We start from the raw sequence: 26,613 nt of genomic DNA, 5'->3' as shown, positions 1-26,613 counted from the left end.
CGGCAAGCGATACTTCGCGAGTTGACCGATCCCGATGTTACGGAACTCGGGCCTTGGTTTTTTTACGGCTTCAGCCACGGCAGACCCCTTCTCTCTTCGATTGAGACGAACACGGCACCCCGCCGCCCCGCTCGTCGAGCGTGGCGCTACCAATCAATGTATTCGGGGCGTGTTATAGGCGCGCAGTCTGCGCGATAGCGGTATTTTGTCGCGTTGTTGATATACTGTCCAATATCTATCGTGTCTTTCTGAAATAGCTTTTACAGATATCGCATGGAATTGCGCCATATTCGCTATTTTCTGGCTGTCGCGGAGGAGCAGAACGTGACCCGCGCGGCCGAGCGGCTTGGCATCGGGCAGCCGCCGCTCAGCCAGCAGATTCATGCGCTCGAAGACGAGATCGGTGTGCGCCTCTTTCGCCGCACCGGGCATGGCGTCGTGCTGACAGAGGCCGGCGAGGTTTTCGTCGTCGAGGCGAAGCGCATATTGACCGACACGCGGCTCGCCGTCGAGAAGGCGCAGAGCGCGGGTCGCGGCGAGATCGGGCAGCTCAATATCGGCTTTACGGGCTCGGCCGCGTTCAATCCGGTCGTATCGAGGCTGATCCGCACGTATCGGCAGGCTTTTCCTAATGTCACGCTCACGCTCGCCGAAGGCAACACTGCGCAACTGCTCGCGTATCTCGACGACGGGCGCGTCGATGTCGCGTTCGTTCGGCTCGGCAGTCAATCGCCCGCTGGGGTGCAGTTTCATCACATCGCGATCGAGCCGATGAGAGTCGTGCTGCCCGCCACGCATCGGCTGGCCAAGAAGCGCAAGGTCGATCTGTCGGATCTCGCGGACGATCCGTTCGTCATGCTTCCGCGCGAGGCGAGCCCGACGCTGCATGACGTGATCGTCGGCGCGTGCAGCGATGCCGGATTCACGCCGATCGCCGGGCAGCAGGCGCCGCAGTTGTCCTCGGTCGTCAATCTCGTTGCAGCGGAGTTCGGCGTCTCGCTTGTTCCCGCGTCCGTGTGCCAGATTCAGGTAGAAGGCGTCATCTATCACGATGTGGCCGGCAAAGGGATTTCGATCCGGCTCGCGCTGGCATCGCGGATCGAAGCGACGCCAGCGAAGACAGCCAACTTTCTCGAAACGGCGCGTCAGTTCACTTCGTCGATGCAGTGAGCGCGCGTTCACTGCTCCAATCCTTCTCCGGCCGCCGACACCATCGTGTTGAACAGATTCACGCCGCTCTGCTCCAGATTCGTGCAGGGGAGCTGTGGCTCTCCACATTCGAACCGCGCGGAAAGTTCGTAGGAGCCGTCGGTCAATGGCCGCTTGAGGACGACGCCGTGCATCGTCGTTCTTTCGCCCTCGAGGCGAGGCGACGTGACGATCGAATCCGGCAGGACTTGCGCGACCTGCATTCGTCCGACGCGGGGCAACCACTCCTGCGCCGCCGTCCACATCACGTCGCATTGCTTCGCGTTGTGGCATACCGGCGCGGGAATCGAAACGACGGGTTCGGCGGGCGTGGTGAGGCATCCCGTCTGCAGAAAGACGCTGACGATGGCGAGAACGATTGCTTTCATGCCTGCTCTCCCAGGTTGAATTCCGCTACTGATTCGCGATCTGCGAATCCGGCACGCGCTGCCAGCCCGCGTCCGGGTCGTAGCGACGCACCCGCGCTGCCTCGCTCGCCGTCTGCGGCCCGAAGTTGCGTTGATAGACCTTCCCGTCGCTTCCTCCGATGAACGTCATCACGCCGGTCTGTCCGTACTTCGCCGGCCACGCGATCACCGCGTAGCCGCCGCGCATCGCATCGCCTTCGAGGTAACTGCGTGTGCCGCCAGGCGCGTCGGCGCCTTGCGCGGTCAGGATGCGGTATCGGTAGCCGTGATACGCCTCGTCGGGCGGTGCGTTCGGGTCCATCGTCGATGCCAGATCGCCCAGCGGGCTTTCGGGCTCGCCTTCGGCCGCCGGCCAGTACAGGCCGTCCTGCTTGCCGGGATGGCTGATGAAGCGCCGCGCGTAGACCGTCTCGCCTTTGGCCTTGGCGAAGTCGCGCTGCGCGTCGCCGATGGCGAGCACCGTCTGGATCGCCGCCAGTTCATTGCGGCCGATGCGTCGCAATGCCACTTCGTTGTGCGCCTGATGGATGTTGAAATGCCAGCCCGCCGCGGTCTGCTCGATGGGGACGGGCAGCGTCCAGCCTTCGTCGCCCGCTTGCAGATGCGCCGTGCCCTTGCCATCGTCGACGATCTCGTGATGCTTGGCGTACGCGGCGAGGAACGCGTAGACGTCGTCCATGTCGATCGTGCCGATCGGGATGAACTGTTTGTAGTCGGCGCCGAGGACTTTGCGCAGGCCGTCCTTGTCGTAAGTAGCCAGCGCCTGTTGCAGCGCGTCGGCAGCTGCGGCGGGGGTCGGATAGACGGCTTGCGCGCTGGCTTGAGCCGATGTCAGCAAGAGTCCTCCGATCAGGACGAGACTACCGACGACGGTCGATGCACGCGGGCGTGCCGACACCGTGCTTTCCTGCACTGACGATTGCGCGGACGGGTTCATGAGGCGCTCCTTAATGACCTGTAGGACGGGTTACGAACGGAGGACGACGGGGCGGTCGCCCGATTCAGTGGCGACGGTGACCGCCGCCGCCCCCTCCACCGCCGATGTGTCCACCTCCGCCTCCTCCGCCGATGTGTCCTCCTCCGCCTCCGCCGCCGCCACCGATGTGTCCACCGCCACCGCCGCCACCGCCACCGATGTGTCCACCGCCACCGCCACCGCCACCGCCTCCACCGCCGCCAATGTGTCCACCACCGCCGCCACCGCCTCCAGCACCACGCAGGCCGCCACCGCCCGCCCCAGCATTGTTCTGCCGTGCGGCATTCAGCCCGCCACCCTTCGCATGTTCCGCAGCGCGGCTTTGCTGGCCGCGTTCGATGCTCTGCTTGCTGAGCTTGCCATTTCCCGCATCGCGCAGTGCGTTGTCGCGATTGACGTTCTGTGCGCGATTCTTGATCTCGTCGCGATTCCCCGCGCCAACGCCACCGCCGCCGCGCGCACCGTCACGCTTGCCCGCGTCACCGCCCTTGCGAATGTTGCTGGCGCGATCGCTTGCCGATGCGTTCATGTTCTGCCCGGTGCGCTGGCTGAGCGTCTGCCGGGCCTGGTCGCGCTGAGCGTTGTCACGTCCGCGATACGCGCTGCGATCGGCAGCACCACCCGCACCGCCGCCTTTGAGCCTTCCGCTCGCCTGCATTTGATTGCGGTTGTTGATGGCATTGGTGCGGTTCCAGTTCGACGTCGTGCGGTTCGCATCGATCCGGTGATTGACGTTGATGTTGTTGTACCGGTTGACGTTCACGTTGACGTCATGGCCGCCCCAGTCGCACCCGCCCCACAGCGAATTGGTGATCGCGATGCCCGCGCCGAATGCGAGCCCCGTCGCGAGCGCACTGCCGACCGCGTATCCCGGCGGCGGCGGCAGATACGTCGGCGGATAGGTCGGATAGGGCCACGTCCCGTAAAAGGTCGTCGGGTTGTAGGCGGGCACGTAGACGACCTGCGGATTGGCCGGCTGGATGACGATCGTCTGGGTGGTCTGCTGAACCTCGACCTTTTGCTGCGGTGAAGTCTTGAGGTTGCCGGCCGCGTAAGCCTTCTGCCGCAGACGCTGCACCGAATCCATCACGTCGCCGGACTGGGCGAGGAACGCCTGCCCGATCGCCTCGACCCAGTTCGGGTTTTGCGCCATCGTCGCGAGCGCCTGCGGAAAGGCGACCAGGGACTGCACGCTCGGGTCCCACGGCATCGAAGCGACGGCTTTCACGGCATCATCGCCCTTGAGGTCGGGATGCGCCTTCGACCAGGCCGCCGCTGCGACGACGTCGTCGGGGAACGTCGCGGCCATCAGCAACTGCGCGAGCAGAGGGTCCGGATACGCCGCGATCGGCGCGGTCAAGGCATCGAGTTGCTGGGCATCGAGTTTCGGCGCGGCGGGTGCTGCATCTGCAGGAGCGGCCGGGGCGGCGGCCGGAGGCGGTGGAGTTTGCGCAAGCGTCAGCGAACCGGTGCTGGTAATCGCGTTCAGCGCGAGGATCGCGCAGGTCGAGATAGCGGTCGCAACCGCCCTCGAAGCAATCCTGCCGACATACACGGTGGCCCGTATCATGGTCTCATTCCTTTGCATGGATGCCGCCAGAACCAACGGTCGTGGAGGCGCTTGTCACGGGTGATGCAATCAAGTCAATCAACTGGTTTTCGCAAACCGTCACCGCTCAAAACCCGCTCTCGCGGACAAACGCCGCGATCAAATGCGTCCCGCCTTCGATCAGCCAGCTCCGCCGATTGCCATCGATCTGCAACTGCCCGCGCGTTTCCCACAGCCCCGGCGGAGCGCCGTCGAGCTGCACGAGCACATGGAACATCGGCGGGTTAGGCGTAAGCGTGTCGCGCTCCGTGGCCACGGCCACCGGCCCCTTGAAGCGCGACGCCAGCATCGGATGAGCGAGTTCCCGTGCCCGAGTCGTATCGATTGCGATAACGCGGCCGTGGATCGGCACCGCCTGCCCTGTCGGATAGAAACGCGCGCCATCGCCGGGAGCGAGACGCTGGACGTCGTCCTGTTTGACGTACGCATCCACTTGCCAGCGGCCCGGATCGACGAGCACGCCGATCTGATCCTTCGGATTGATCCACTGCCCGGCGCGCCATTGCGGATCGACGTCCATCCACTTGCCCGCGAACGGCGCGCGCAGAATCAGCCGCGCGATCTGACTCTGCGCCGCCCGCGCTTCCTCGTACTGCACTCGCAAACGCTCACGCGTGGCCGCTTGCTGATCGAGTCCGCCTGCATCCGCGATCAGCCCGGAGAGCCGCGCTTCGTAGCCGCGAATGCCCGCCTCGCTGCCGATCATGTGCGATGCGATGTCCGGCTCGTCCATGACCATCAGCGTGTCGTCGGCGCGCACGTCGCCGACTGGATGGATCGTCTGGATGCGTGCGGGAAACGGCACGAAGACACGCAACTGACGCTCGGTCCGCGCGACGCCTTCGGCGTGAATCTGCGTGCGCCACGGCACCGCGACGAGCAGCAGCAACACGCCCGCGACACCGCACAACAGCACCTTTCGATTCGCCCGGATGCGGCTGCGCTGGGTCCACCAGTGCTTCAGTTCGCGCGTGATGGGCATAGCGACGAACCACGTCACCTCGACGAAGAACAGAAACGCGCCAAGCAGCTTGAAGAAGAACAAATACACCGTGACAGCGATACCGAGAAACAGCACCAGCCGATAGATCCACGTCATAAATTCGAACGCGACGAGCATCCGCCGATGCGACGTGCTGAAGGCCTCAGGCCAGTCGTCATCGAGGCCAAGCAGCGTGCGCCGGATGCTCACGCGCGCGAGCGCCGAGGCGCGTTGATGCAGGTTCGGAAAATCGAGCAGGTCGGAAAGAATGAAGTAGCCGTCGAAACGCATGAACGGGCTCGCGTTCAGTGCAAGAGATAGCACCCAGCTCGTCGTCGCAAGATACAGCAGCGCGTTGCGCAATGGGCCGGGATCGCTCAGCGCCCAGCCGAGCGTCGCGAGCCCGGCGAGCGAGAGCTCACAAAGAATCGCCGCCGATGCGATCGCGAGCCGCTGGCGCGAACTGCGCAGCTTCCAGCTTTCGCCGGTATCCGTGTAGAGCATCGGCCACAGCACGACGAACGCGATCCCCATGTGCGCGACCCGCAAGCCGAGCCGCGTCGCGACGAGCGCATGCGCCAGCTCGTGCAGCGTCTTCGCGACCACGAGCGCGAGCGCGAAACTGAGCAGGCCTTCAGTCGAGAACGATTCGACGACGGCGCCCGTGAACGTGTCCCATTGCTGCAGGACGAGCACAATACCCGCGATACTCAGGAGCACGACGACGATCGCCGTGACCGGACTGAAAAGCCAGTCGAGCCGCCGCGCGACAAGCATCAGAAACCGTTGTGGACGCAGCAGCGGAATCCGGAAGAACAGGTAATGATGCAGCCACCAGCGCCACGTCAGCCAGCCGCCGCTTCGGTTGCGCTGCCGCAAGCGCGCGAGTGCATCGGGCGTCGGCCTCAGCAACTCGTGCTGTTCGAGAAAGCGCCGGAAGTCGAGGATCTGCGCGAGGTCCGGGCGCAGCGCGGTCTCCTCGTTGATCTCCTTGCAGATCTGCGCGGGCGGCTTCTCCCAGCGCACGAGGCATTCGAATTCCAGCCAGCCCACGCGATAGAAACGGTTGAGCACGGTGTCCTGGATCATCCACGACGGCTCGCCATCACGGCCGTTCGAAGCCTCGCCGAGACGAAGGTCGTCGCGCAGAGCGGGCGATGGCAGGTTCGGATCGACTGGCATCACAGCCCCGTCCAGGCGCGCAGTGTGGCAAGCGGCCGGCGCAGCAGGTAGTACGCGAGACTCACCTCCTTGCCGTACAGTTTCGCCGTGCCGTGCAGGCCGAGCCGCGCCTGCGAGCGCTCGCCGTCGACGCTCGCGAGCAGCCGGTACGCGACGATGCCGTCCTCGCTCGCCTTCGCCTGATAGCTGGTCTCGATAATCTTCCCGTGCAGCGGCGCGAGCGGGTAAGCGGTGAGATAAAGCGTCACGTCGGCGCCGGGCTCGAGCGCGATGGCATCCGCCACGGCGAGCTGGATCAGCATCGCGGGCTTCGCGGGATCGGCGAGCTGCAGGATGCGCTCGCCCGTCACGACGGGTTTGCCGATCCAGTCGTTCGGGTCGCTGAACACCGCGACGCCGGCCTCGGGCGAGAACACCTGCGTGCGGCCCAGTTGCGCCCTCACCGCCGCGAGTTCCGCGCGGCGCTGCTCGGCCACGCTGCCGAGCACGGTCAGTTCGTTCTTGCTTTGCGGATTGTCGAAGGCGCGCTGGCTCGCTGCCATCAGTTCTGCGTCCGCGACTGCGACCTGCTTGCTCAACACTTCGACGCGGCTTTTGAGCGACGTTTCATTGAGCGTGAACAGCAGCGTACCGACGCTCACCGCCTGATTGGGACGCACCGCCATCCGTTCGATCACGCCATCGATCGGCGAGCTGACGATGCGCGCATCCCGCGAGACGATTTCGGCGGGCGCCAGCACCGTCTGCCGGACCGGGACGAACAACAGCATCGCGACGAGTGCCAGCGCGCCGATCGTCTGACGGCGGGTCGGGCGCCACACGAGGCGCCGACGGCGGCGCTGGAGCGCGTCCCAGCAGTAGGCCCACGTCTCTATGACACCATGCATCATCGGGGGAAGCGTCTCGGCGGGACGTTCGTCGAGCAGGACGAGCAGCAGGCCGAGGCGCTTGCCGCCCGCGTCATGCATCGGCACGCACCAGACGCCCGCGGGCCACCATTCGGCCCAGCCGTCGGCAATATCCGGCGGCGGCTCCACTTCGCTGCGTGCGATCCATCGCGGCTCGTTGCCCGTCAGTTGCGATGCCACCCAACGGCACGCGCGCTGCAGCCACACCAGATAGGGCGAATCCTCCGTCGGCTTCGCGAGGCCGGAAATGCAGAGCAACTCGAAGCGCTTGCCGTGATCGGCGAAGACGAGCGCCTGCCGGAAGTTCAGCAGCGAGTGCGAGTCGTTCGCCATCGAGAACGCGAGCGCATTCAGTGAATCGGCGACGAGCGCCCGGTCTCGCAGTGCGTCGAGAAACAGCAGCAGTTGAGGATGAGGAAGCGGCTGATTCATGGCGACGCCGGAAACCGCGCGATTCCGCTCATGCCCGCGACCAGATCGGGATGCTCGCCATCGATCTGCGCTTCGAGTTCGACCGTTTGAGCGACGGCATCCACCCGCGCGTTGACGGCGCTGACGTGCGCGGGATACGTTTTTCCCGTCTCGTGGATCGTGATGTCGAGATGTGAGCCTTGTTTCAACCGCACCATCAGCGCGGACGGCACGTTCAGCCGCACCTTGAGCGCGCCGTCGCCGACGAGGTCAAGCATTGGCGTACCGGCGCTCACGGTCTGATAGTTCTTCACATACACCTTCGCGATGCGTCCGCTGAACGGCGCGATCACCCGGCAATAACCGAGTTGCGCGCTCGCGAGCGACAGCGCGCCCTGCGCCTTCTCGACTTCGGTGGCGGACATGGCCACTTCGATATCGCCCGCGGCCTTGAGATCGCGCAGGCTCTTCTTGCCGGTCAGGTTCTGCCGCGCCATGTTCAGCTCGGCCTTCGCGACGTTCGCGCGCGCCTGCACTTCCGCGCAGTTCATCTGAGCGAGGACCGCGTTCTTCGCGACCGGCTTGCCGAGCGTGGCGTGCAAGTCGGTGATCGTGCCGTTCATCTGGCTCGACAGTGTCGTTTCAACGTTGGGTGCGAGCAGCACGCGGATCGCGTTGGGGTCGTCGGGGCTATCGCCGGTAGAAGGCGGCTTAGCAGCGTACGCCACCGACGCCGCGACGATCAGCGTCAGCGCAACGCAAGCCGACGCGCGCTCATCGCAGGACCGGCGCATTGCCACCTCCGGGTGCGGCGATCTGCGAGGCGGATGCAGGCTGATCCGGCGTTTGCGACGTAGCAGGCGGCTCTTCGCTATCCAGTTGCCATTGCTTCTTTTGCTGCATCAAAACGGTTTTCTCGATCTCCTGCGCGAGTGTCTTGACGTCATCCTTCTGAATGGTGTCGGGCATCACGTCGAAGCCGATCGAGTTGAAGAGCCGTCCCCACGCGGCCTGCGCATCGGAGTACGCGGCTTCGCGTTCATAGCGCGACAGCAGATAACGCCCTTCCGCGCGGATCACCTCCAGCTCCGATCCGAACGACGTCTTGCGCGCGGCGCGGGCATAGTCAAGAAGGCTCGTATCGACGCGCAGGCTTTCGTCGGCGAATTCGACTTCCTGAAGCGACAGACGGTAACGCAGCACGCCGACGCGCACCTGCGTGAGAATCGCCATCGAAAGCGCGAGCCGCCGCAAGTCGTCGGTTTTCGTCTGCGATTCCTGCTGTGCATTGAGCGCCGGAAGCTGCAGCAGCCTGAACAGATTGACCGACACGCGCACTCCGGCAGCCGCCCAATAGTTGTTGTAGAGAAAATCGTTGGAATCGTAGTTCGTGCTCAAGTCGATACCGATGTTCGGCCAAAGTTGCGCCTTCGCGATCTTCAGGTCGTTCTCGCTCACGCGCTTGCGATACCACTCCTCCATCAATTCGGGGCGGTATTGGAGCGCCATTTGCTCCAGTTGCGGTTCGGGCGTCACGACCGTGGGCAGCGCGCCCTCCTGCGTATCCGCGAGCACGAGCGGCGTGCCGGGCGGCAGCGACATCAGCGCCGAAAGCTCCGACTGCGCGAATTCGAGATCCTGGCGACGGATCGTGAGAAGCGACACCGCATCGAGCAGCGCGCGCTGGTACGCGAGCACTTCCTGCTTCGGCAAAAGCCCTTTGTCCTCGGCTTCACGCGCCGCCTTGATCGCCGCGTTGGTGCGCTTGAGCAGCTCGTCGACCTGCGGCTTGAGGCGCTGCGCGGCAAGCGCGCGCCAGTACGCGTTGCGCACATCCTGCAACACGTTCTGCGCAACCTTGCGACGCCGCTCTTCGGCCATCAGGATCTGGTCGGAGCGCTGCTGCGTGCGAAAGTACGCGACGCCGAAATCGAGCAGGTTCCAGGTAAGCCCGAGGTTCGCGAGCTTGTGATAGCGCTGCTCGGACGTGGACGGCCGCAAGCTGACCTGCCGGTCCTCGATGCCGACCGACGTGCCGCCCGAATCGTTGCTGCGCGCCGTATATCCGGCCGATGCCACGAGCTGCGGCAGCATTTCGTTGGCCGTGACATCGCGCAGGTTGGCGGCGAGCGCGCTCTCCATCAGCTTGAGCCGATAGTCGAGGTTGTACTTGAGCGCGCGGGCTGCCGCCTCGTAGAACGTGATCGGCCCGGTGACGGGTTCCTGTGCGCTGTACATCGAGACCTGATCGTCGACTACGCGCTGGCGGACTTCTTCTCTCGTCGTAGGCTTGGGCTCAAGCGACGAGCATCCGGTGAGCGTGAGCATCGTGCAGGCGACCGCCGCGCTCAGGACCTGCGCCTCGCGTTTCTGCATAACGTGTCCTCGTCCGAAAGCTAGCGTTCGATGGAATCTTCCAGGCGCTCGAGCGCGGGCGGCCGTTTCGATGCAGCCTCGCGCAATTGGGTCGAAAAACCCTGCGCCGTGTTCTGTTCGACGAGGGGCTGCCATCCGTCAGTGAGGTTGTCGGGAAGCGGCGCGAAGACCGACGGGTCCGGGAGCAGCCCGTCCGCGCTCAGGCTCGTGCGCCCCGGCCGCCCGAAGATCCACGCGCGGTCGAAGGCGCTTTCCCGCTGACTCGCGCGCACCGCCCGGCCGACGAACTCGCCGGGCACGAAGCCCAAACCGACACCGACGGGCGCATCGACATGGCCAGGATCGAGCGGCCAGCCTATCTGGCTGCCATCGGCTTCACGGCTCGACGCCAGCGCTTGCGCCGCGTCCTGTTCCACTTCGGGCGTGACGAAGACGGCGGGGTCGAGCGCAGGGTTCAGCGGCCCGGCTTGCAACGGTGCAGTTTCAGTGCCGATGAAATACGCGCCGCCGGGCGGCGGAATATACGGCGTGGCGATGTCGAGCGTGACGACGAGTTGCGCCTGATCGGTCGCGCCCGCGTCGTCGCGCACGGTGTAGGTGAACGGGTCCTGCAGCACTTGGCCGAGCCCGGCCGCCGCCAGCACCTGCGGATTGGACAGGTCGATCTGGTAGGTGTAGCTGCCATCGGCGTTGAGCGTCAGCGTGCCGTAGCGACCGGCGAGCGCCAGTCCGGGCGTACCCGGTGTCCCTGTAGCTGCTTCCTCGCCCGTGCGCACGCCGGCCACGGTCAGATGATCGTTGGCATCGACGTCGGTATCGTTCGAGAGCACGTTGCCTGCGGCCTGCGGCGCAGGTGTCTGGTCGGTCGCGACGTTGCCGTCGTCGCGTGCGACGGGCGTGTCGTCCGCGCCGCGTATCAGGATCGTCAGCGATGCCGTCGCCTCGGCGCCCGCCGCATCGCGCATGCGATACACGAACACGTCGGTGAGCGTCTCGTCGCGCGTGCGCAGCGTCTGCACGGCGGCGTTGGCGTTATCGACCACGTAGTCGTAGGTGCCGTCCGCGTTGAGTGTGAGATGCCCGTAGTTCCCCGCGAGCCCGGCGCCCGCGCCCGCCGGTCCGCCCGCCTCGTTCGATACCTCGACCACCTGCTTCGTCTCGCCGTTCGCAACGCTATCGACATCGGTGTCGTTGGCGAGCACGTTGCCTCGCGCGTCCTGACCCGGTGTGCCGTTGTTCACGCCGCCCGCTTCGATCGCGGTCGCGGCGTCGTTGTTCGCAACGGGCGTGTCGTTCTGCCCTTCGATCGTGATGCGCAGTTCGGCCGTGCCGCGCGCATCGAAGACATCGGCGAGCGTGTACGTGAACACGTCCTGCAGCGTCTGGCCGTTCGTGCGCAGCGCCTGGACGGCCGGCAAAGCGTTGTCGACGACATAGTTCCAAGTACCGTCGGCGTTGAGCGTCAGGTCGCCGTAGGTGCCGCGCAGCACGCTCCCGACCGCGCCGACCGTATCGCCCGGAGCCGCCGCCGGGGCACCTGTGCGGATGGCCGCGACGTGAAGCGCATCGCCTTCGGCGTCGGTATCGTTGGCGAACACGTTTCCGGCCGGGTTCAGACCGGGCGCAGCGTTGTTAACGCCGCCTGTCTCGACGGCCGTCGCCGCGTCGGCGAATCCGGCAGGCGCATCGTTGCGACCGCGCACGACGACGGTGAGCGTCGCCGTGGTGCTCAGGCCGCCCTCGTCGGTCACCTGGTACGTGAACACGTCGTTCACCGTCTGCAAGGGGCCGAGCGCGATGAGCGTCGGGTTGGCCGCGTCAACGCGATAGATATAGCTGCCGTTGGCGCCGATCACGAGGTCACCGAACTGGCCTTGCAAGATCGTGCCATCGACGCTTGTGCTGCCGCGTACGACGGCAAGCAGCGGACCGCCCGCGCCCGCCGGGCCGGTACGGGCGCCGGTTCCATCCGGCAGGTCGCCGGCGTCGACGTCGCTGTCGTTCGCGAGCACGTTGCCGGTGGGGTTGACGCTGCCGCGCACGCCGTTGTTCGCGACCGCGATCGCGAAGTCGTCGCGCGCGACCGGCGTGTCCCACGCGCCCTGGATCTGCACGTTCAACTGCGCAACGTCGGTTGCGCCGGCCGCGTCGTGCATCCGGTAGCTGAACACGTCGACGAGGCTCTCGCCCGGCGTGAGCCGCTGCACGGCGGGCAGCGTGTTGTCGACGGTATAGGTGTAGCTGCCGTCGGGAGAAATCGTGAGCGTGCCGTAGACGCCTGCGATCGACGTCGTCGCGTTGATCGGCGCGAACGTCGTAGCCGTCGCCTCGCCGCCGTTCTGGATGCCGTCGATCGTTTTCGTGTCGCTGGCATCGACGTCGGTGTCGTTCGTCAGCAGGTTCGCGCTCGGGTTGACGCCCGGCGTGCCGTTGTTGACGCCGCCTGCTTCGACCGCCGTCGCCTGATCGTTTTGCGCGACCGGCGCATCGTTGCGGCCCGAAATGACGATGTCGAGCTCGGCCTGATCGGTGGCGCCGTGCGAATCGGCGATCGTGTAGGTGAAGCGTTCGACGAGTTGGTCGGTCGGCAGCCGCAACGCCTGCACGGCGGCGCTCGCGTTGTTCACGGCGTAGCTGTAGCTGCCGTTCGCGTTGAGCGTCAGCGTGCCGAACAGCCCCTGCAACGGCTGGCCGAGCGTGCCCGCCGTGCCGCTGCCTGCTTCGGCGCCCGTGCGGACGGCGTTGACCGTGAGCGCGTCGAGATCGATGTCGGTGTCGTTCGTCAGGACGTTGCCCACGGGATTGACGCCCGCCGTGGCGTTGTTCACGCCGCCCGCCTCGACCGCCAGCGCCGTGTCGTTCTGCGCCAGCGGCGGATCGTTCACGCCGGTGACGGTGATCACGAGTTGCGCGCGGTCCGTCAGGCCGCTGCTGTCGGTGATCTGGTACGTAAAGGTTTCGCTCAGCGTCGCGCCCGGCGCCAATGCGCGCACCGCCGCGTTGTTGCTGTTCACGTCGTAGGTATAGGTGCCGTTCGCGCCGATGTGCAGCGTGCCAAAGCTGCCCGCCAACGTCGTGCCGTTGAGCGAAGTCGTCCCGGCCGCGACCGCTCCGAGCACTCCGCCCGCGCTTTCGAGGCCCGTGCGCACGCCGTTCACCGTCAGCAGCGTATTGGGCTGGCCCGTATGATCGACGTCGGTATCGATCCCGTTGCCGCCCGGCTGCGTCCCCGTGCCGGGACGGCTCGCGTCGGTGATCACGTTGCCGCTCGGGTTGACCGGATTCACCCCGAGCGCCGCCGACCCGGCGACCGCAGCGGCCTGGTCATCGCTCGCGACAGGGTTGTCGTTGCTGCCGTGGATCTGGATCTGCACTTCGGCGAGATCGCTCAGGCCCCCGGCATCGGTAATGCGGTACGTGAAGGTGTCGATGAGCGGCGCATCGGTCGGAACCAGTTGCTGCACCGCCGCGTTGTTGTTGTCGACGACATAGCGGTAAGTACCGTCCGCGCCGATCGTGAGCGTGCCGAACGCACCCGCGACCGACGTGCCCGTGGCGCTCGTCGTGCCCGCCGCGACCTGCGCGAGCGGACTGTTCACGACGCTTTCCGGCTGGTTGATGATCCCCGTGACCTGTTTCGTTTCACCGTTGGCCACGCTGTCCACGTCGGTGTCGTTCGTGAGCACGCCGCCCGTGGCATTGCTGCCCGCCGTGCCATTGAGCACGCCGCCCGCTTCCGTTGCCGAGCCTACGTCGTTCACGCCGACCGGGGAATCGTTCGCGCCGTGGATCGTGAGCGTGAGCGTGCCGGTCGCGGCCGCGTTGGACGTATCGAAGACGCGATACGTGAACTGCTCCGTCAGCGTCTGGCCCGACAGGCGCAACGCCTGCACGGCGGCGTTGCTGTTGTCGACCGTGTACTGATACGCGCCGTTCGCGCCGATGGTGAGCGCGCCGTAGATGCCCGCGATCGTGTTCGAGCCGATGCCCGGCAGGTTGACCGTCGCGCCGTTCTGGTTGGCTGCCGATACGACGCGCAGCGCGTCGCCGTTGGTCGCGATATCGACGTCGGTGTCGTTCGCGAGCACGTTGCCGATCGGGTTCACGCCCGCCTGGCTGTTCGCGGTGCCACCGGCTTCGGTGGCGCTCGCCGCATCGCCGACGGCGACCGGCGGGTCGTTCACCGCGACGACGACGATCGGCAAAGTGCTCTGTACAGCGAGCGCATCGGTCAGTTCGCCGGGGATGCCGTTACCGTCGCGATCGCCGAAGTTGCCGCGGTCGTTCGTGTTGATCGTGAGGGTATCGGTGCCGTTGTAGTTCGCCTGGCCGAGATACAGCAGGTTCGCGAGCGCGGCATTGAGGCCCGTGAGGTTGCCGGTCAGCGTCAGGGCGGCGGTGTTCGCGCCCGACTCGGTGACGCCTGCGGGCAGCGCGGAGAGCGATAGCGTGCCGTGCAGCGCGGAGAGGGTCACCTGCATCGTGCCGCCACCGGCATCGACGTCGTTGATGGTGATGCCCGCAACGCTGAAAGCGGTATCTTCGAGTCCCGTCGGCGACGTGGCCGGCAACTGGTTGACCGGCGCGTCGTTCTGCTCGACGTAGCCAGCGTTCGCCGCCGCCGTGCCGCCATCCGCGAGCGTGATGCCGACCGTGCCGAGCGGCGTCGCCGTGTCGGTATCGATGCGTATCGCGAGCGCGCCAACCGGCTGCGGATAGCTCAACATGCCCGTCGGCGCCTGGATCTGGTACGTGCCGAGCGGCAGCACGCCGAAGTGATACTGGCCGTTTGCGTCCGTCGTCGTGGTGTAGGCGAGGTTGTCGGCGGTCGTGGCGAGGTTGCCATCCACGCCCGCCCATGTCAGCGTGACCGGCTGGCCGGCGAGGCCGGGGCCGTCCGGCACGGCCGACGCGCTCGCCGATGCCGTGTCGTCCCAGAGCGTGCCGGTTATCACGCCGAGACCCGCGCCCGCCTGACGCACGTATGTGTTCGGGCTCGCGCCGCTGCCGGTGCGCTCGCCGTCGGCGGCGCCCGACGCGCCGACGCCCGAGCCGCCCCACGTCGTGAAGTTGTCGGGAAGGCTCGTCCACGTCAGCGTCGCGTTGGTCGCGGCGATCGGCGCGCTGTCCGGCGCGTTGGCCGAATAGAAGACCGATATCTGGCTGCCCGCGTCGATTCTGTCGAACGTCATTTGCAGCCCGTTCGTCATGTTGACGTTCACGCCGATCCCGCCAAGCTGCGCCGCAGTGAACGATACGCCGTTGATCACGAGATGGTCGAACGCGTATCCGGACGCGGTTGGAAAGCTGTCGGTCAGCACGACGTTGTACGCGGGCGACGCCCCGCTCTGCGTGAAGCTGATATCGACATCGGCGGTGCCCAGGCCGGGCGTCCCGCTCGCCGGATCAAAGCTGTAGACCTGCTTCGCCATGCCCGTGAAGGACGGCTCGACCACGTCCTCGCGCACCGTCTCGGCGGTCGAAAGGTTCGTCGTGCCGGAACGGTCGACGACGGTGGCCGAGAGCACGGCTCCCGCCGCGTTCGACGCCTGGTTCAGCACGCGCGCGTTGAATTCCAGCGAGATGCCTTCGCGGTCGGTGTCGCTGTCCTGATTGACGAGGGTTCCCAGGCGGAATGTGACGACCTGATTACCGCCCGCATCGGTCGAAACCGTTATGTCCGCCGGATTGAACACGCCGGTGGGCGCAGCACCGGAGAGGTCGGGCGGGATCGACAGCGCCTCGGCGCTCGTCTGGTTGCCCGCCACGTTCAGCACACCGCCGGTGATGAGGCCGGTGATGTCGGTGGTGAGGCCGTTGTTCGAGATGAACACGATGCGCGTCGTGCCGTCGTTGGTGAACGCGAGGCCGTTCTGCAGTGTCACCTGCAAGCTGTAGTCGCTGGTCGTGCCCTCCGAAAGCAGCGCCACCACGCGATAGCGCACCAGTTCGCCGACCGTCACGTTCTCGTCGAGCCCATTGGTCGGCGACGCGGCCGCCGTATCGGGCAGCCCGCCGACGCGCGACACGAGCACCGCCTGCGCAACCGGCACGGTCAGCGTGGACGTCGCCCGATAGTCGTTCAGCACGCCGCTGTTGAGCGTGCCGTCGATGCCCGTGCGCTCGCCGGCCGGATCGGCGACGCCCGCAGCGGTGCCGTCGAGGCTCGTCCATTGCGCGGTCGCCGTGTTGTTGAACGAGATTTCGCTGGCGGCGGCGGGAAGGACCGTGCCGGAGACGCGCAGCGTGATGCTGCCGCCCTTCGCGATGTCGATATTGGCGCCGCTCGCGGTGCGCAACTGGCCGCCCGCCAGTTCGAAGTCCGCGCCGCCGTTGTTGGTCGCACCGCCCTGATACGTGACGCCGAGGAGCGCGACGTTGCCGAGTTCGGCGGGCAGCGCATCGAGGAAGCTAATGTCGAACGCGTTGAAATCCGTCGCCGCGTTGCCGTTGCTGATCGTGATGTCGTATTCGACCGTATCGCACTGATCGACGCCCAAGCCCGGGTTCGTCGCCGTGGTCTGCGAGACGACGAGCGTGGGTTCGCGGATCGTGACGGTAGGCGCCGCGCCGCTCTGCGCGACCGTGCGATCGACGGCGGCGGCGCCGTTCGGTGTGTCGGCGTCCGGGTCGCTGAAGACGAGCTGACCGCTGTTCGCCAGCGTCACGCCGGCCTGATTGCTCGCGACATCGCTCGCGACCAGTTGCACGCGGATCGCGAACGTGTTGTTCCCCGCGACGTTGTCCGCCGTCGCGCTCGATGCATTGAAAGTCCATCGCCCGCCGACCAGGCTCGCGACCCCGAGCGTGCCGTTGAAATCCGCGCCAAGCGCGGCGCTGCCCGCGGCGGTCGTGATGAGCTGGAAGCCCTGGCCGCCGTTGAAGCTCGTATCGAGTTGCAGGCCCGGCGGGATCAGATCGTCGAGACGCAGGTTCTGCGTGCTGCCTTCGGGCAAGGTCACGACGATGTCGTACTGCATGCTCTCGCCGATGACGAGATCGCTGCCCGTCGTGTGCACCGCGCTGGAGTCGCCGTTGTCAAGCGAACCGCCCGCGTACTGCACGCTGAGCGTCGGCGAGGCGACCTGCTCGTTCGCAGTGTCGGTGAGATCGGTCGGTGTGAAATCGGTGCCGTTATTCACGCTCGCGTAGTTGCTCAGCGTGGCTGCGGTCTGCAGCGTGCTGGCGGCGGGAATCGTCGCGCCGACGATCGTGTCGTACGTGATGACGACAAGGTTCGCGCCGCTCGTATCCGCCGCCGTGCCGGTGCGGCCGGGCAATAGCGTCGCGACGTTGCCGGCGTCGAGGAACGTGACGACATTGCCCGACACGCTGTAATCGATGCCTGCGACCAGTTGCGTGCCATCGCCCCGATAGACGCTCAGGTTCGATGCCGCGAGGCTTCCGCCTGCGAACTGCAGGCCGGCGGGCAGCGTGACGCTGGTTGCAACATCGAACGCGCCGCCGCCGCCCGTATTTTCGATCGCGGTCGCGAGCCGAAGCATATCGCCCCCGTCGATGCCGCTCACGTCGCCGTTCACCGCGCCGATATCCGTCACGGTACCCGCGAACGGCACGCCCGCGCTGCCTGGTGCGCTCCATGTGCCCGATGTGCCACTGATCGTCCCTTCGCTGCTCGCGACGACGCCTTGCCGCAACGCCAGCACCGGCTCGGCGACCGACGCGATCACTGCCACGTCGGACGAGACGAGCGGCTGGTGCGCGATCGTCGTGACCTGGCTCGATTGCGCGAGCACATCGAGCGAGCGCTGATCGGCGTAAGGCTGGTCGCCGACGCGCATCGTGAACTGCACCTGGATCGTGCTGCCGCTCGTTGCGTTGGTCGCGAAGCTGCCGAAGTCGAACACGAGCGAGTTGCCGGCGCCATCGGCGACGCTGACGGGCGCGGCCGGGTTCGTGTTGCCCGCCCCGAACGACCATTGCCCGACGCCGGTTCCCTGCGTCCATGTCGTGCCGGCCGCGTCGAGGAGCGGCAGCGGCAAGTAGGCGGCCAGCGACAACTGCTCGTAGTCGCCCGTCACGAGGTCGTAGCTCATGCTGAACGTGACGATATCGCCCGGATTCAGCTCGCCGCTCGCGGGCGGCGTGGCGCCGTTCACGCTGACGAGCTGGATATCGACGGCATCGGTCGGAATGGTGCTCACCGTCGCCGATTGATCCGAGACTGCGCCGCCCGTCAGGTTGAGCCGGTCGGCAAGCAGGCTGGCGGCGACCGTCGCATCGTTGCCGAGCGAATCGCCCTCGTTGATCTCGCTTTGCGCGTAGACCGTCGTATAACGCTGGGCGATTACCGCGTTGTAGCCGATCGCGGCTGAGGTCGCGCCTTGCAGCACGTCGTCGAACGCGAGGTCGCCGTTCAGGCCGCCGACCTGCTGCCCGCTCGCATTGCGGATCGACGTGCCGACGTCGAACGTGAGTGTCGTCGTACCGTCCGCGTTGGGCGTGCTCGTGCTCAAGAGCGCGATGGTCTGTGTGACGCCTCCTACCGTATAGCTGAAGGTCGGCGTGCCCGTCAGCGTCTGGCCGTCGCTCAGGCGGTCGGTGATCACGAACTGGCCCTGGCCGAGCACGGTCTGCCCGGCGGCGAAGTAATCCGAGATGGCGATGTCGAGCGTGTAGGCAAGCGTGTCGCCGGGGGAGAGACCCGCATGTCCGGTATCCGTTTGATCGACCACCTGCTTTTCCAGCGTGACCGATTTCGCGACGAACGTCGTGCCCGTGCCGTCACCGGTTCCGGAAAACGCGATCGACGTGGCGGGCGGCGTCAGGTCACGTGGATCGAGCGGCACCCAGTTGCCGCTTCCGCTCGCGGTGCCGAAAGCAATCGTGACCGGGCTGCCGGTGACCGGATCGATAACGGGCTGGCCGGTGGCGTCGGTCTCTGGCACGTAGAAACTGACCACCGTGCTTTGCGGCGCAGCGAGCGTGGCGTACGCAATCGAATAGGAGCGGATGAACGCGCTGTCGCTATTGATCGCGAGCGCGATCGCCGCGGGATTCGTGATGACGCTGCCGTCCCACAGCGTGAGCGATGTGAGCGTGCCACCCGCGCCCGGCGTGATCGCGGTGACCTGCACGTTGGCCGGAATGTCCTGCGAAACGACGACATTGGCAAGCGTCTGCCCCGGCGCGGGCGATGCAGTCACCGTTTCGGTGTGAACGAAGTTCGGCCCGCTGACCGTCTCGCCTTCGGTCATGTTGACGGACTGTTGCAGCGTGACCACCGTCGGATGCACGGCGAAACCGTGGAACGACGACTCGACGAGCGTCGGGTCGGTCGTCGGGTTGTCGAGTTCGTCGTTGCCGAACTGGAAGCCGCTGCGCGCCTCTATCGTGAGGTCGGGCGTGCCGTTGGAAAACGCGGTATCGGCGAGATTGCTGAGGCGCGCCGTGACCTGGACCGGGATAGCGGGTTGACCCTGAGACACACTCGCAAACGGCAGTTCCAGCACGACGAGCTGGTCGCCGGCGCGAAGGCCGAAGGTCGTTGCGTTGATGACGAGCGGATTGCCTGTCGCGTCCTTGGCGAGCGGGTGCGTAGCGTTGCCGTTGGCGTCGAAAGTCAGCGTGAAGGATGTCACGGCCTGGCCCAGATACGAGGCGGAGACGAACGACACGCCGTCGTTGCCGTCCTTGCCCGTGGCGGGCACAAGCAGGTCGATGTAAGGCGCATAGCCGACTTGCGACGATGCATTCGTCAGCGAGACGTCGAATGTGAACTGGTCGCCGAGCAGGACGTTGCTGGTCGCCGCCGAGAGGGTCGTCGTCGGGCTCGCGTCGGCGAGAAGGCCGTCGAAATGGGCCAGCGCCGACGCGCTCAGTGCGATGGGCTTGTCGAGTGTGCCGCTCGTCACTTCGAGCGTCCAGTCGCCGCCATGCGATGCGCTGCCGGTATTGTCGTTCGATGCTCCAACGCTCGCGCCCGTCACGCGCGCGAGCGTCTGAACGAGCGCCCTGCCCGCGGTGCCTGCGCCGACGTTGCATCCGTACAGCTCGATATCGGCGTCTTTATTCAGGCCGCTGCGCCAGCCTGCAAGCGTATCGGCCATCTGCGCGATGTTGCCGCTGGTGTAGGTCTGATTGCCGAGCGTGAATTGGCCAGATGCGCCGTGCGAAAAGATTTGAATCGAATCGGCCTTGCCCATTGTTGCAAGTGTCGCGCTAATCGCTGATAGGGCATTCTGATTTGAATCAATAACCAGGACTCGCGTGTTCGCGGGCAATTGCGCGAGCAACGCCTGACTGTTTTCGACACGGCTATCCAGCACGACGAGATTCTGCGCGGGAGCGGGAGGCGCGGGTGCTTTAGGAGGCGGAACGATAACGCGCGATTCGCCGGTAGCGGCATGCTCCGCTGCGTTAGCGACGTGCGCGCCATCGCTGTGATGCTGCTGATCAGCCGCGGTGGCGGCGGCGCCATCGAACAGGATTCGCGGCTCCAGCGCCAAAGCATGGCTTCGCGGCCGTAAGCAGGCAAGCGCATTCGCTAAAGGGTGCGTGGTAGACATTTAGTCGACAAACCCTGTAAAACCCCGATGCGACTTAATGGTTCGCGGTGCTCGCCTGCAGGTGGTGAGTTTCAACGCGCTAAGAGGCAAACCTTCCCAAACCAATCGCGGCAACCTATCCGAGTATAGCGAGCGTTTTCGTGAATCTGGTAGATCAACTTTGCTCGCCTAGTGCATAGAAAGATCAGCTTGCCATCGGTTAGCGAACGCTTTACTGCTCCCGGCTTTTAAGCAAGCGTTTTTGCTTCAGGCAATCGCATAGTCGGATGGGTGCTAAATGCTGCATCGCAATTCCACCTGAAAAGAAATGCGCGAAATATTTTCTCGTTCTTGATTCCAATGCAGCGCGAATTCTGATATCGGTTGTGAAATCACACTCGCTGTACACGAATCGCAACGACTAACAATCTTCACATCAGCCAGTCCTGAAGCATCCTCTTGGGAGCTCGAAGATGGAACACCAATTGCGGTACGGGCGGTCGATCAAATCGATCTCGTTACTGGCGATTTCCACGGCCATCCTCGCGCTTGCAACGCACGGACACGCGCAAACCGATACCCAGCAATCAGGCAAGCCCAACATCGTATTGATCGTCGCCGACGATGTCGGCTGGGGCGATCTCGGCGTCTATGGCGGCGGCGAAGGCCGGGGCATGCCGACGCCGAATCTAGACCGCATGGCGAACGAAGGCATGACCTTCTTTGATTTCTACGCGCAGCCGAGCTGCACACCCGGCCGCGCGGCGATGCAAACGGGCCGCAATCCGAATCGCAGCGGCATGACGACGGTGTCGTTCCAGGGCGAGGGCGGCGGACTTCCTGCGGCTGAATGGACGCTTGCGTCGGTGCTGAAGCTCGCGAACTACAAGACGTACTTCACCGGCAAGTGGCACCTCGGAGAATCCGATTACGCGCTGCCCAACGCGCAGGGCTACGACGACATGAAGTATGTCGGCCTGTATCACTGAACGCGTACACGTATGCCGATCCGAAGTGGTTCCCGGACATGGACCCGCAGCAACGCGAGATGTTCACGCGAGTCACCAAGGGCATGCTGTCGGGTAAAGCGGGTGAAAAGGCGCACGAGGATTTCAAGGTCAACGGGCAATACGAAAACGATCCGGCCAACAGAATCGTCGGCATTCCCTTCGTGGATCGATACATCGAGAAGGGATCGCTCGAGGACATCGACGAGGCGGCGCAAAGCGGCAAGCCGTTCTTTCTCAACGTCAACTTCATGAAGGTGCATCAGCCGAACCTGCCGGACCCGGACTACATCGGCAAGTCGCTTTCGAAGAGCAAATACGCCGACTCGATGGTCGAACTCGACGCTCGCGTCGGCCGCCTCATGGACAAGCTGCGCGAAAAGGGACTCGACAAGAACACGCTCGTCATCTTCACCACCGACAACGGCGCGTGGCAAGACGTCTATCCGGATGCAGGCTACACGCCGTTCCGCGGCACGAAGGGCACCGACCGTGAAGGCGGAACTCGCGCGCCAGCCATTGCGTGGTGGCCTGGAAAGATCGCGCCCAATACGCGGAATTTCGACATCGTGGGCGGACTTGATCTGATGGCGACGTTCGCCAAGGTGGCGGGCGTCGCATTGCCGAAGAACGATCGCGAAGGCAAGCCGATCATTTTCGACAGTTACGACATGACGCCGATCCTGTTCGGCACGGGCAAGTCCGAGCGCACGGCGTGGTTCTATTTCACGGAGAACGAGTTGACGCCGGGGGCCGTGCGTCTCGGACACTACAAGGCGGTTTTCAATCTTCGCGGCGATGGCGGCGCGCTGACCGGCGGCCTGGCGGCCGACACCAACCTGGGCTGGAAGGGCCCGGAAAAATACGTCGCAACGGTCCCGCAGATTTTCGATCTGTATCAGGATCCGCAGGAACGCTACGACCTCTTCATGAACAACTACACGGAACGCACCTGGACGATGCCGGCATTCTTGGGCGCGCTAAAGGATTTGATGAAGACCTACATCAAGTACCCGCCGCGCAAGTTGCAAAGCGCTTCGTACTCAGGTCCGATCACGATCACGCAATATCAGCAGCTCGAATACTTGCGCAAGTCGCTGGAGAAGGAAGGCTTCAACATCCCGATGCCGACGGGGAATTAGTCGCGTTGTGAGGGAAGCGGGGGCGTGAATCACGCTCCTGCCCGAACCCGCTCCACTTCGGTGGATGGCACATCGCCGCATTCGCCCAACAGCGTGAAGTCGAAGTCGATCAGCGCGAAGTTGCCTTGCACGCCATACGGCTGGCCCTCCGCGCCCTCCGCCCTCTTTACCTCCGGCACAAGCCCGTCGCGCGTCGCGAACGCGAAGTCGTCCCACAGATACGGATCGCCGTCGATATTGATCTGCGTCGTGAGCTTGCGATAGCCCGGCGCGGATACGAAGAAATGAATATGCGCCGGACGATGACCGTGACGCCCCAGTTGATCGAGCAACTGCTGCGTTTTGCCGCCGGGCGGAACGCTATAGCCCACCGGCACTACGCTCGTGAACGCATACTCGCCGTCAGCATCGGTGCGGATCGAGCGACGCAGATTGAACGCGGCCTGCGACTTGTCGAAGTGCGAGTAATTGCCGAGATGGTTCGCGTGCCACACTTCGACGAGCGCATTCGCGAGCGGCTTGCCGTTCTCACTCAGAACGCGGCCGCGCATCACGAGCGTTTCACCGGGACTCGTGCCGTCGTCCAGAAGCGCGTGACCCACTGACTCCGGCGCGCCCGCCACATAAAGCGGCCCTTCGATCGTGCGCGGCGTGCCGCCTTCGAGACCGGCCTTCGCTTCCCTCTCGTCGAGGCGTGCATCGAGGAAATGTTCGAAGCCAAGACCTGCCGCGAGCAGGCCGAACTCGCCACTCTGCCCCGTCTCGCCGAGATAATTCAGCGCCGCCCAGAACTCGCCGGGCGTCACGTCGAGGTCTTCGATCGTGTGGAAGAGATCGCACACGATGCGGTTCACGATCGTCTTCGTGCGCGCGTTGCCTTCGCTCGTGGCGCTGTCGTTGATTTTTTGCAGCAGCGCGTCGATGGTTTGCTTGTTCATGCAGGTGTCTCCGTTTCTTTTGCGGGGACGGTTTTAGCTTTAAGCCCTATACGTCCCTGAGTATCGACAAAATTAACGGACGAGTTCTTATCGGTCAAATCAATCATATATGGCGTCGTGCATTCATCGAATTGATCGATGCACGAGCTAAAGCACAAGCGAAAAAACCCTGCAAACGATGATCGTTTGCAGGGTTGCGGCCCTCGGTCCACAAGCTCAGAAGTTGTGCCGGATTCCGAGCGTCACGGACACTTGCCGGTCATTATTGGAATTGGGCAGATTGGGGATCTGCGCATAGTTGGCCGACGCACCCGTCACAGGATCGATGCCCAGTCCTGCGCCAGTCGCTTTCTGCAGGATCGCGACGCCGTACAACGCGGTGCGCTTGGACAACGCGTAGTTCGCGCCGAGGTTCACCTGATGAAAGCGCGTCGACGAACCGCCATCCACCTTGGCGACGTTGTAGATATACGCGAGTCCCAGTTGCAGGAACGGCGTCGCCGCATAGGTGAGGTTCGCTTCGCCGATATCGAACGCGACGTTGCGGCCCTGCGGGTTCGCGCTGTCGGCGAAATACTGACTGTGCTCGAGCTTCGTGTGCGTGTAGGTCAACGCGATCGTCGCGGGCCCGATGACATACGATGCGCCCGCGCCATACGCCTTCAACGCCTCGGCGTTCTGCAACTGGCAATAGAGCGCCGACGGGTTCGAACAGGCGAAGTCGCCGATATAGCCCGCCGAGCCGCCGAGTGCTGCATCGAGCGGGTTGTGCAGGTTCAGGTAACCCGCGCTGACCGAAAACGGCTCGCGCGCGTAGGTCGCCGCGAATGCGTAGCCGCGTCGTTGAGCGAAGTCGCCCGCAACGCCGCCGAGGCTATACGTGCCGCCTACGGAGAAGCCGTTCCAGTCGGGGCTCGTGTACTTGATCGCGTTGTTGAAGTTGAACGCTTCGTTCAGGTTGTCGACGTCGCCCAGGTGCGAGCCATAGAGTGTCGCCCAGTTGTTGCTCGACACATACGGCCCGAGGAAGTCCGAGTACGAATCGTATTGACGGCCCAGCGACAACGTGCCGAAGCCTTCTTGAGCCAGCCCGACCCATGCCTGACGATTGAACAGCGAGCCGCCTTGCACGAAGTTTCCGCTGCCCGTATAGAAGCTGTTCTCGAGCATGAACTTCGCCTGCAGGCCGCCGCCGAGATCTTCAATGCCTAGCAACCCGTATCGCGACGGCACGAGGTTGCCGCCCGAGAACGCGAAGTTGTGCCCCGAGCCGACGCTGCCATCTGCCTGCGTGATCTGCTGGTTGCTCGTGTACGTGATGCCTGCATCGACGGTGCCATAGAGCGTCACCGAGCTTTGCGCCCACGCGCTCGAACACGCGGCGAGCGCACCCGCCGCCGCCAGCGATCGCTTGAATGTCTTCCGGGTCATTCGTGCGCCCTCACGCATGATTGATGAGCACCGACTTCGTCTCGGTATACATGTCGATCACGGCGCGCCCCAGTTCGCGGCCGAAGCCTGATTGCTTGAAACCGCCGAAGGGCATCGCGTTGTCGAGCAGCGAATGGCAATTCACCCATACCGTGCCCGCCTTGATGCGGGGAATGAGGTTGTGGATCGCCGACAAGTCGTTCGACCAAATGCTCGCGCCGAGACCATACGGCGAATCGTTGGCTTGCGTGACCACGGTATCGATATCCCTGAACGGCATCGCGACCAGCACCGGCCCGAAGATTTCCTCGCGAACGACACGCATCGAATGATCGGTGTCGACGAGCACCGTCGGTTTGACGAAGAAGCCCTTGCCATCCTTGCGCGCTCCGCCCGCGATTGCACGCGCACCTTCGTCGCGGCCTGCTTCGATATAGCCGAGCACGCGATCCATCTGGCGCGCCGAGACGAGCGGCCCGATCTGCGTAGCGGCATCGAGGCCGGGGCCCATCGGCAGCGCATCGGCGATTGTCGCGACGCGCTCCATCACGCGGTCGAACACTTTCTCGTGCACGTAGACGCGCGAGCCCGCCGTGCACACCTGCCCCGAGTTGAAGAAGATCGCGTTGGCCACGCCTTCAGCGGCCTTGTCGATATCCACGTCCGGCAGCACGATCACCGGCGACTTGCCGCCCAGTTCGAGCGACATGCGCGTCATGTTGTCGAGCGCCGCGTGGCCGATGGCCTTGCCCGTTTGCGTCGAGCCCGTGAACGCGATCTTGTCGATGCCGGGATGCCGCGCAAGCGCAGCGCCCGCGCTACGGCCGAGCCCCGTCACGACGTTGACTACGCCCTTCGGCAAGCCGGCTTCGTCGAGCAGCATCGCGAGCCTCAACGCGGAGAGCGGCGTGTCCTCGGCGGGTTTTAGCACCACCGTGCAGCCCGTCGCAAGCGCGGGCGCGAGCTTCCACGATGCCATCAGCAGCGGGAAATTCCACGGAATGATCGCGCCCACTACGCCGACCGCTTCCTTGCGCGTGTAGCCGAAAAACGCGTTGGAGGGGCTGTACGGAATCGCGGGATCGAGCGTGCTGCCCTCGATCTTCGTCGCCCAGCCCGCCATGTAGCGGAAACACTGCGCGGCCATCGACACATCGAGCCCTTGAGCGACCGTGACGGGCTTGCCGTTGTCGAGCGATTCGATCTCTGCCAATTCGCGCGCATTCGCTTCGATGAGTTCGGCGGCGCGTAAGAGGATACGCTCGCGATCGGTCGGCTTCATGCGCGACCAGTCGGAATCGTCGAAAGCGCGGCGCGCAGCGCGCACGGCGAGGTCCACGTCGTCCTCGTCCGCGCTCGGCACGCGCGCGAGCAAACTGCCGTCGGCGGGATTGATCACGTCGAGCGTCGCGCCCTTCGCGTTATCGCGCCATTGTCCATCGATGAACATGCGCTTGTCCGCTGCAAGGAACGCGCGCGTCGAATCGAGCATCGCAAGATGCTCGCTGTTATCCGTCATGGTGTCTC

General features: G+C 64.9%; 14 protein-coding genes and 1 pseudogene. 3 read left to right on the top strand and 12 right to left on the bottom strand.

The window, feature by feature from the left end; all coding sequences use genetic code 11:
* Positions 1 to 78: pseudogene (locus tag AWB67_RS21770) on the bottom strand (succinate dehydrogenase, cytochrome b556 subunit); the annotation flags it as partial.
* Positions 79 to 273: 195 nt separating this feature from the next.
* Between AWB67_RS21770 and AWB67_RS21765 the strand changes: the two are divergent.
* Positions 274 to 1,170 (top strand): LysR family transcriptional regulator, encoded by an 897-nt coding sequence (locus AWB67_RS21765; RefSeq protein ID WP_087658297.1) that lies wholly within the window; start codon positions 274 to 276, stop codon positions 1,168 to 1,170.
* Between the two features lie 8 nt (positions 1,171 to 1,178).
* Here AWB67_RS21765 and AWB67_RS21760 read toward each other — a convergent pair whose 3' ends face one another.
* The 8 genes from AWB67_RS21760 to AWB67_RS21725 all read right to left on the bottom strand — a co-directional run bounded on the left by AWB67_RS21760 (position 1,179) and on the right by AWB67_RS21725 (position 20,349).
* Positions 1,179 to 1,577, bottom strand: coding sequence for a hypothetical protein (locus AWB67_RS21760; RefSeq protein ID WP_087658296.1), 399 nt, complete (start codon positions 1,575 to 1,577; stop codon positions 1,179 to 1,181).
* Positions 1,578 to 1,602: 25 nt separating this feature from the next.
* Entirely contained in the window at positions 1,603 to 2,553 is a 951-nt protein-coding gene (locus tag AWB67_RS21755; protein WP_087658295.1) for a DUF2950 domain-containing protein, read from the bottom strand.
* A 64-nt stretch (positions 2,554 to 2,617) separates the two neighbouring features.
* Positions 2,618 to 4,162: a DUF3300 domain-containing protein gene (locus AWB67_RS21750; protein WP_087658294.1), complete on the bottom strand. Its 1,545-nt coding sequence runs from the start codon at positions 4,160 to 4,162 to the stop codon at positions 2,618 to 2,620.
* 106 nt (positions 4,163 to 4,268) lie between these two features.
* Complete coding sequence (locus AWB67_RS21745; protein WP_087658293.1) at positions 4,269 to 6,365, bottom strand: HlyD family efflux transporter periplasmic adaptor subunit; 2,097 nt, start codon at positions 6,363 to 6,365, stop codon at positions 4,269 to 4,271.
* Entirely contained in the window at positions 6,365 to 7,705 is a 1,341-nt protein-coding gene (locus AWB67_RS21740; RefSeq protein ID WP_087658292.1) for an efflux RND transporter periplasmic adaptor subunit, read from the bottom strand. The genes AWB67_RS21745 and AWB67_RS21740 overlap by 1 nt, the downstream gene beginning before the upstream one ends.
* Positions 7,702 to 8,478 carry an efflux RND transporter periplasmic adaptor subunit gene (locus tag AWB67_RS21735; protein WP_087658291.1) on the bottom strand — a complete coding sequence of 259 codons (777 nt, stop codon included), beginning with the start codon at positions 8,476 to 8,478 and terminating at the stop codon, positions 7,702 to 7,704. The genes AWB67_RS21740 and AWB67_RS21735 overlap by 4 nt, the downstream gene beginning before the upstream one ends.
* Positions 8,459 to 10,060 carry a TolC family protein gene (locus AWB67_RS21730; RefSeq protein ID WP_087658290.1) on the bottom strand — a complete coding sequence of 534 codons (1,602 nt, stop codon included), beginning with the start codon at positions 10,058 to 10,060 and terminating at the stop codon, positions 8,459 to 8,461. The genes AWB67_RS21735 and AWB67_RS21730 overlap by 20 nt, the downstream gene beginning before the upstream one ends.
* A gap of 20 nt (positions 10,061 to 10,080) precedes the next feature.
* Complete coding sequence (locus AWB67_RS21725) at positions 10,081 to 20,349, bottom strand: cadherin-like domain-containing protein (RefSeq protein WP_235025255.1); 10,269 nt, start codon at positions 20,347 to 20,349, stop codon at positions 10,081 to 10,083.
* Between the two features lie 692 nt (positions 20,350 to 21,041).
* Between AWB67_RS21725 and AWB67_RS41910 the strand changes: the two genes are divergently transcribed.
* Both AWB67_RS41910 and AWB67_RS21720 read left to right on the top strand, forming a co-directional pair.
* Positions 21,042 to 21,557 carry a sulfatase-like hydrolase/transferase gene (locus AWB67_RS41910; RefSeq protein ID WP_235025253.1) on the top strand — a complete coding sequence of 172 codons (516 nt, stop codon included), beginning with the start codon at positions 21,042 to 21,044 and terminating at the stop codon, positions 21,555 to 21,557.
* Between the two features lie 38 nt (positions 21,558 to 21,595).
* Complete coding sequence (locus AWB67_RS21720) at positions 21,596 to 22,717, top strand: sulfatase-like hydrolase/transferase (protein WP_235025252.1); 1,122 nt, start codon at positions 21,596 to 21,598, stop codon at positions 22,715 to 22,717.
* 29 nt (positions 22,718 to 22,746) lie between these two features.
* Here AWB67_RS21720 and catA read toward each other — a convergent pair whose 3' ends face one another.
* From catA to AWB67_RS21705, 3 genes are all read right to left on the bottom strand, one after another.
* A complete protein-coding gene (catA, locus tag AWB67_RS21715; RefSeq protein ID WP_087658288.1) occupies positions 22,747 to 23,655 on the bottom strand; it encodes a catechol 1,2-dioxygenase in 909 nt (302 codons plus the stop codon).
* A gap of 216 nt (positions 23,656 to 23,871) precedes the next feature.
* Complete coding sequence (locus tag AWB67_RS21710) at positions 23,872 to 25,086, bottom strand: porin (RefSeq protein ID WP_087658287.1); 1,215 nt, start codon at positions 25,084 to 25,086, stop codon at positions 23,872 to 23,874.
* A gap of 10 nt (positions 25,087 to 25,096) precedes the next feature.
* Positions 25,097 to 26,605: an aldehyde dehydrogenase family protein gene (locus tag AWB67_RS21705; protein ID WP_087658286.1), complete on the bottom strand. Its 1,509-nt coding sequence runs from the start codon at positions 26,603 to 26,605 to the stop codon at positions 25,097 to 25,099.
* Positions 26,606 to 26,613 lie beyond the last annotated feature (8 nt).

The organism is Caballeronia terrestris, from assembly GCF_001544515.1.
Lineage (GTDB): Bacteria > Pseudomonadota > Gammaproteobacteria > Burkholderiales > Burkholderiaceae > Caballeronia > Caballeronia terrestris.
Note: the sequence above shows the minus strand (reverse complement) of the source record. Positions and strands in the feature narration are given on the sequence as shown.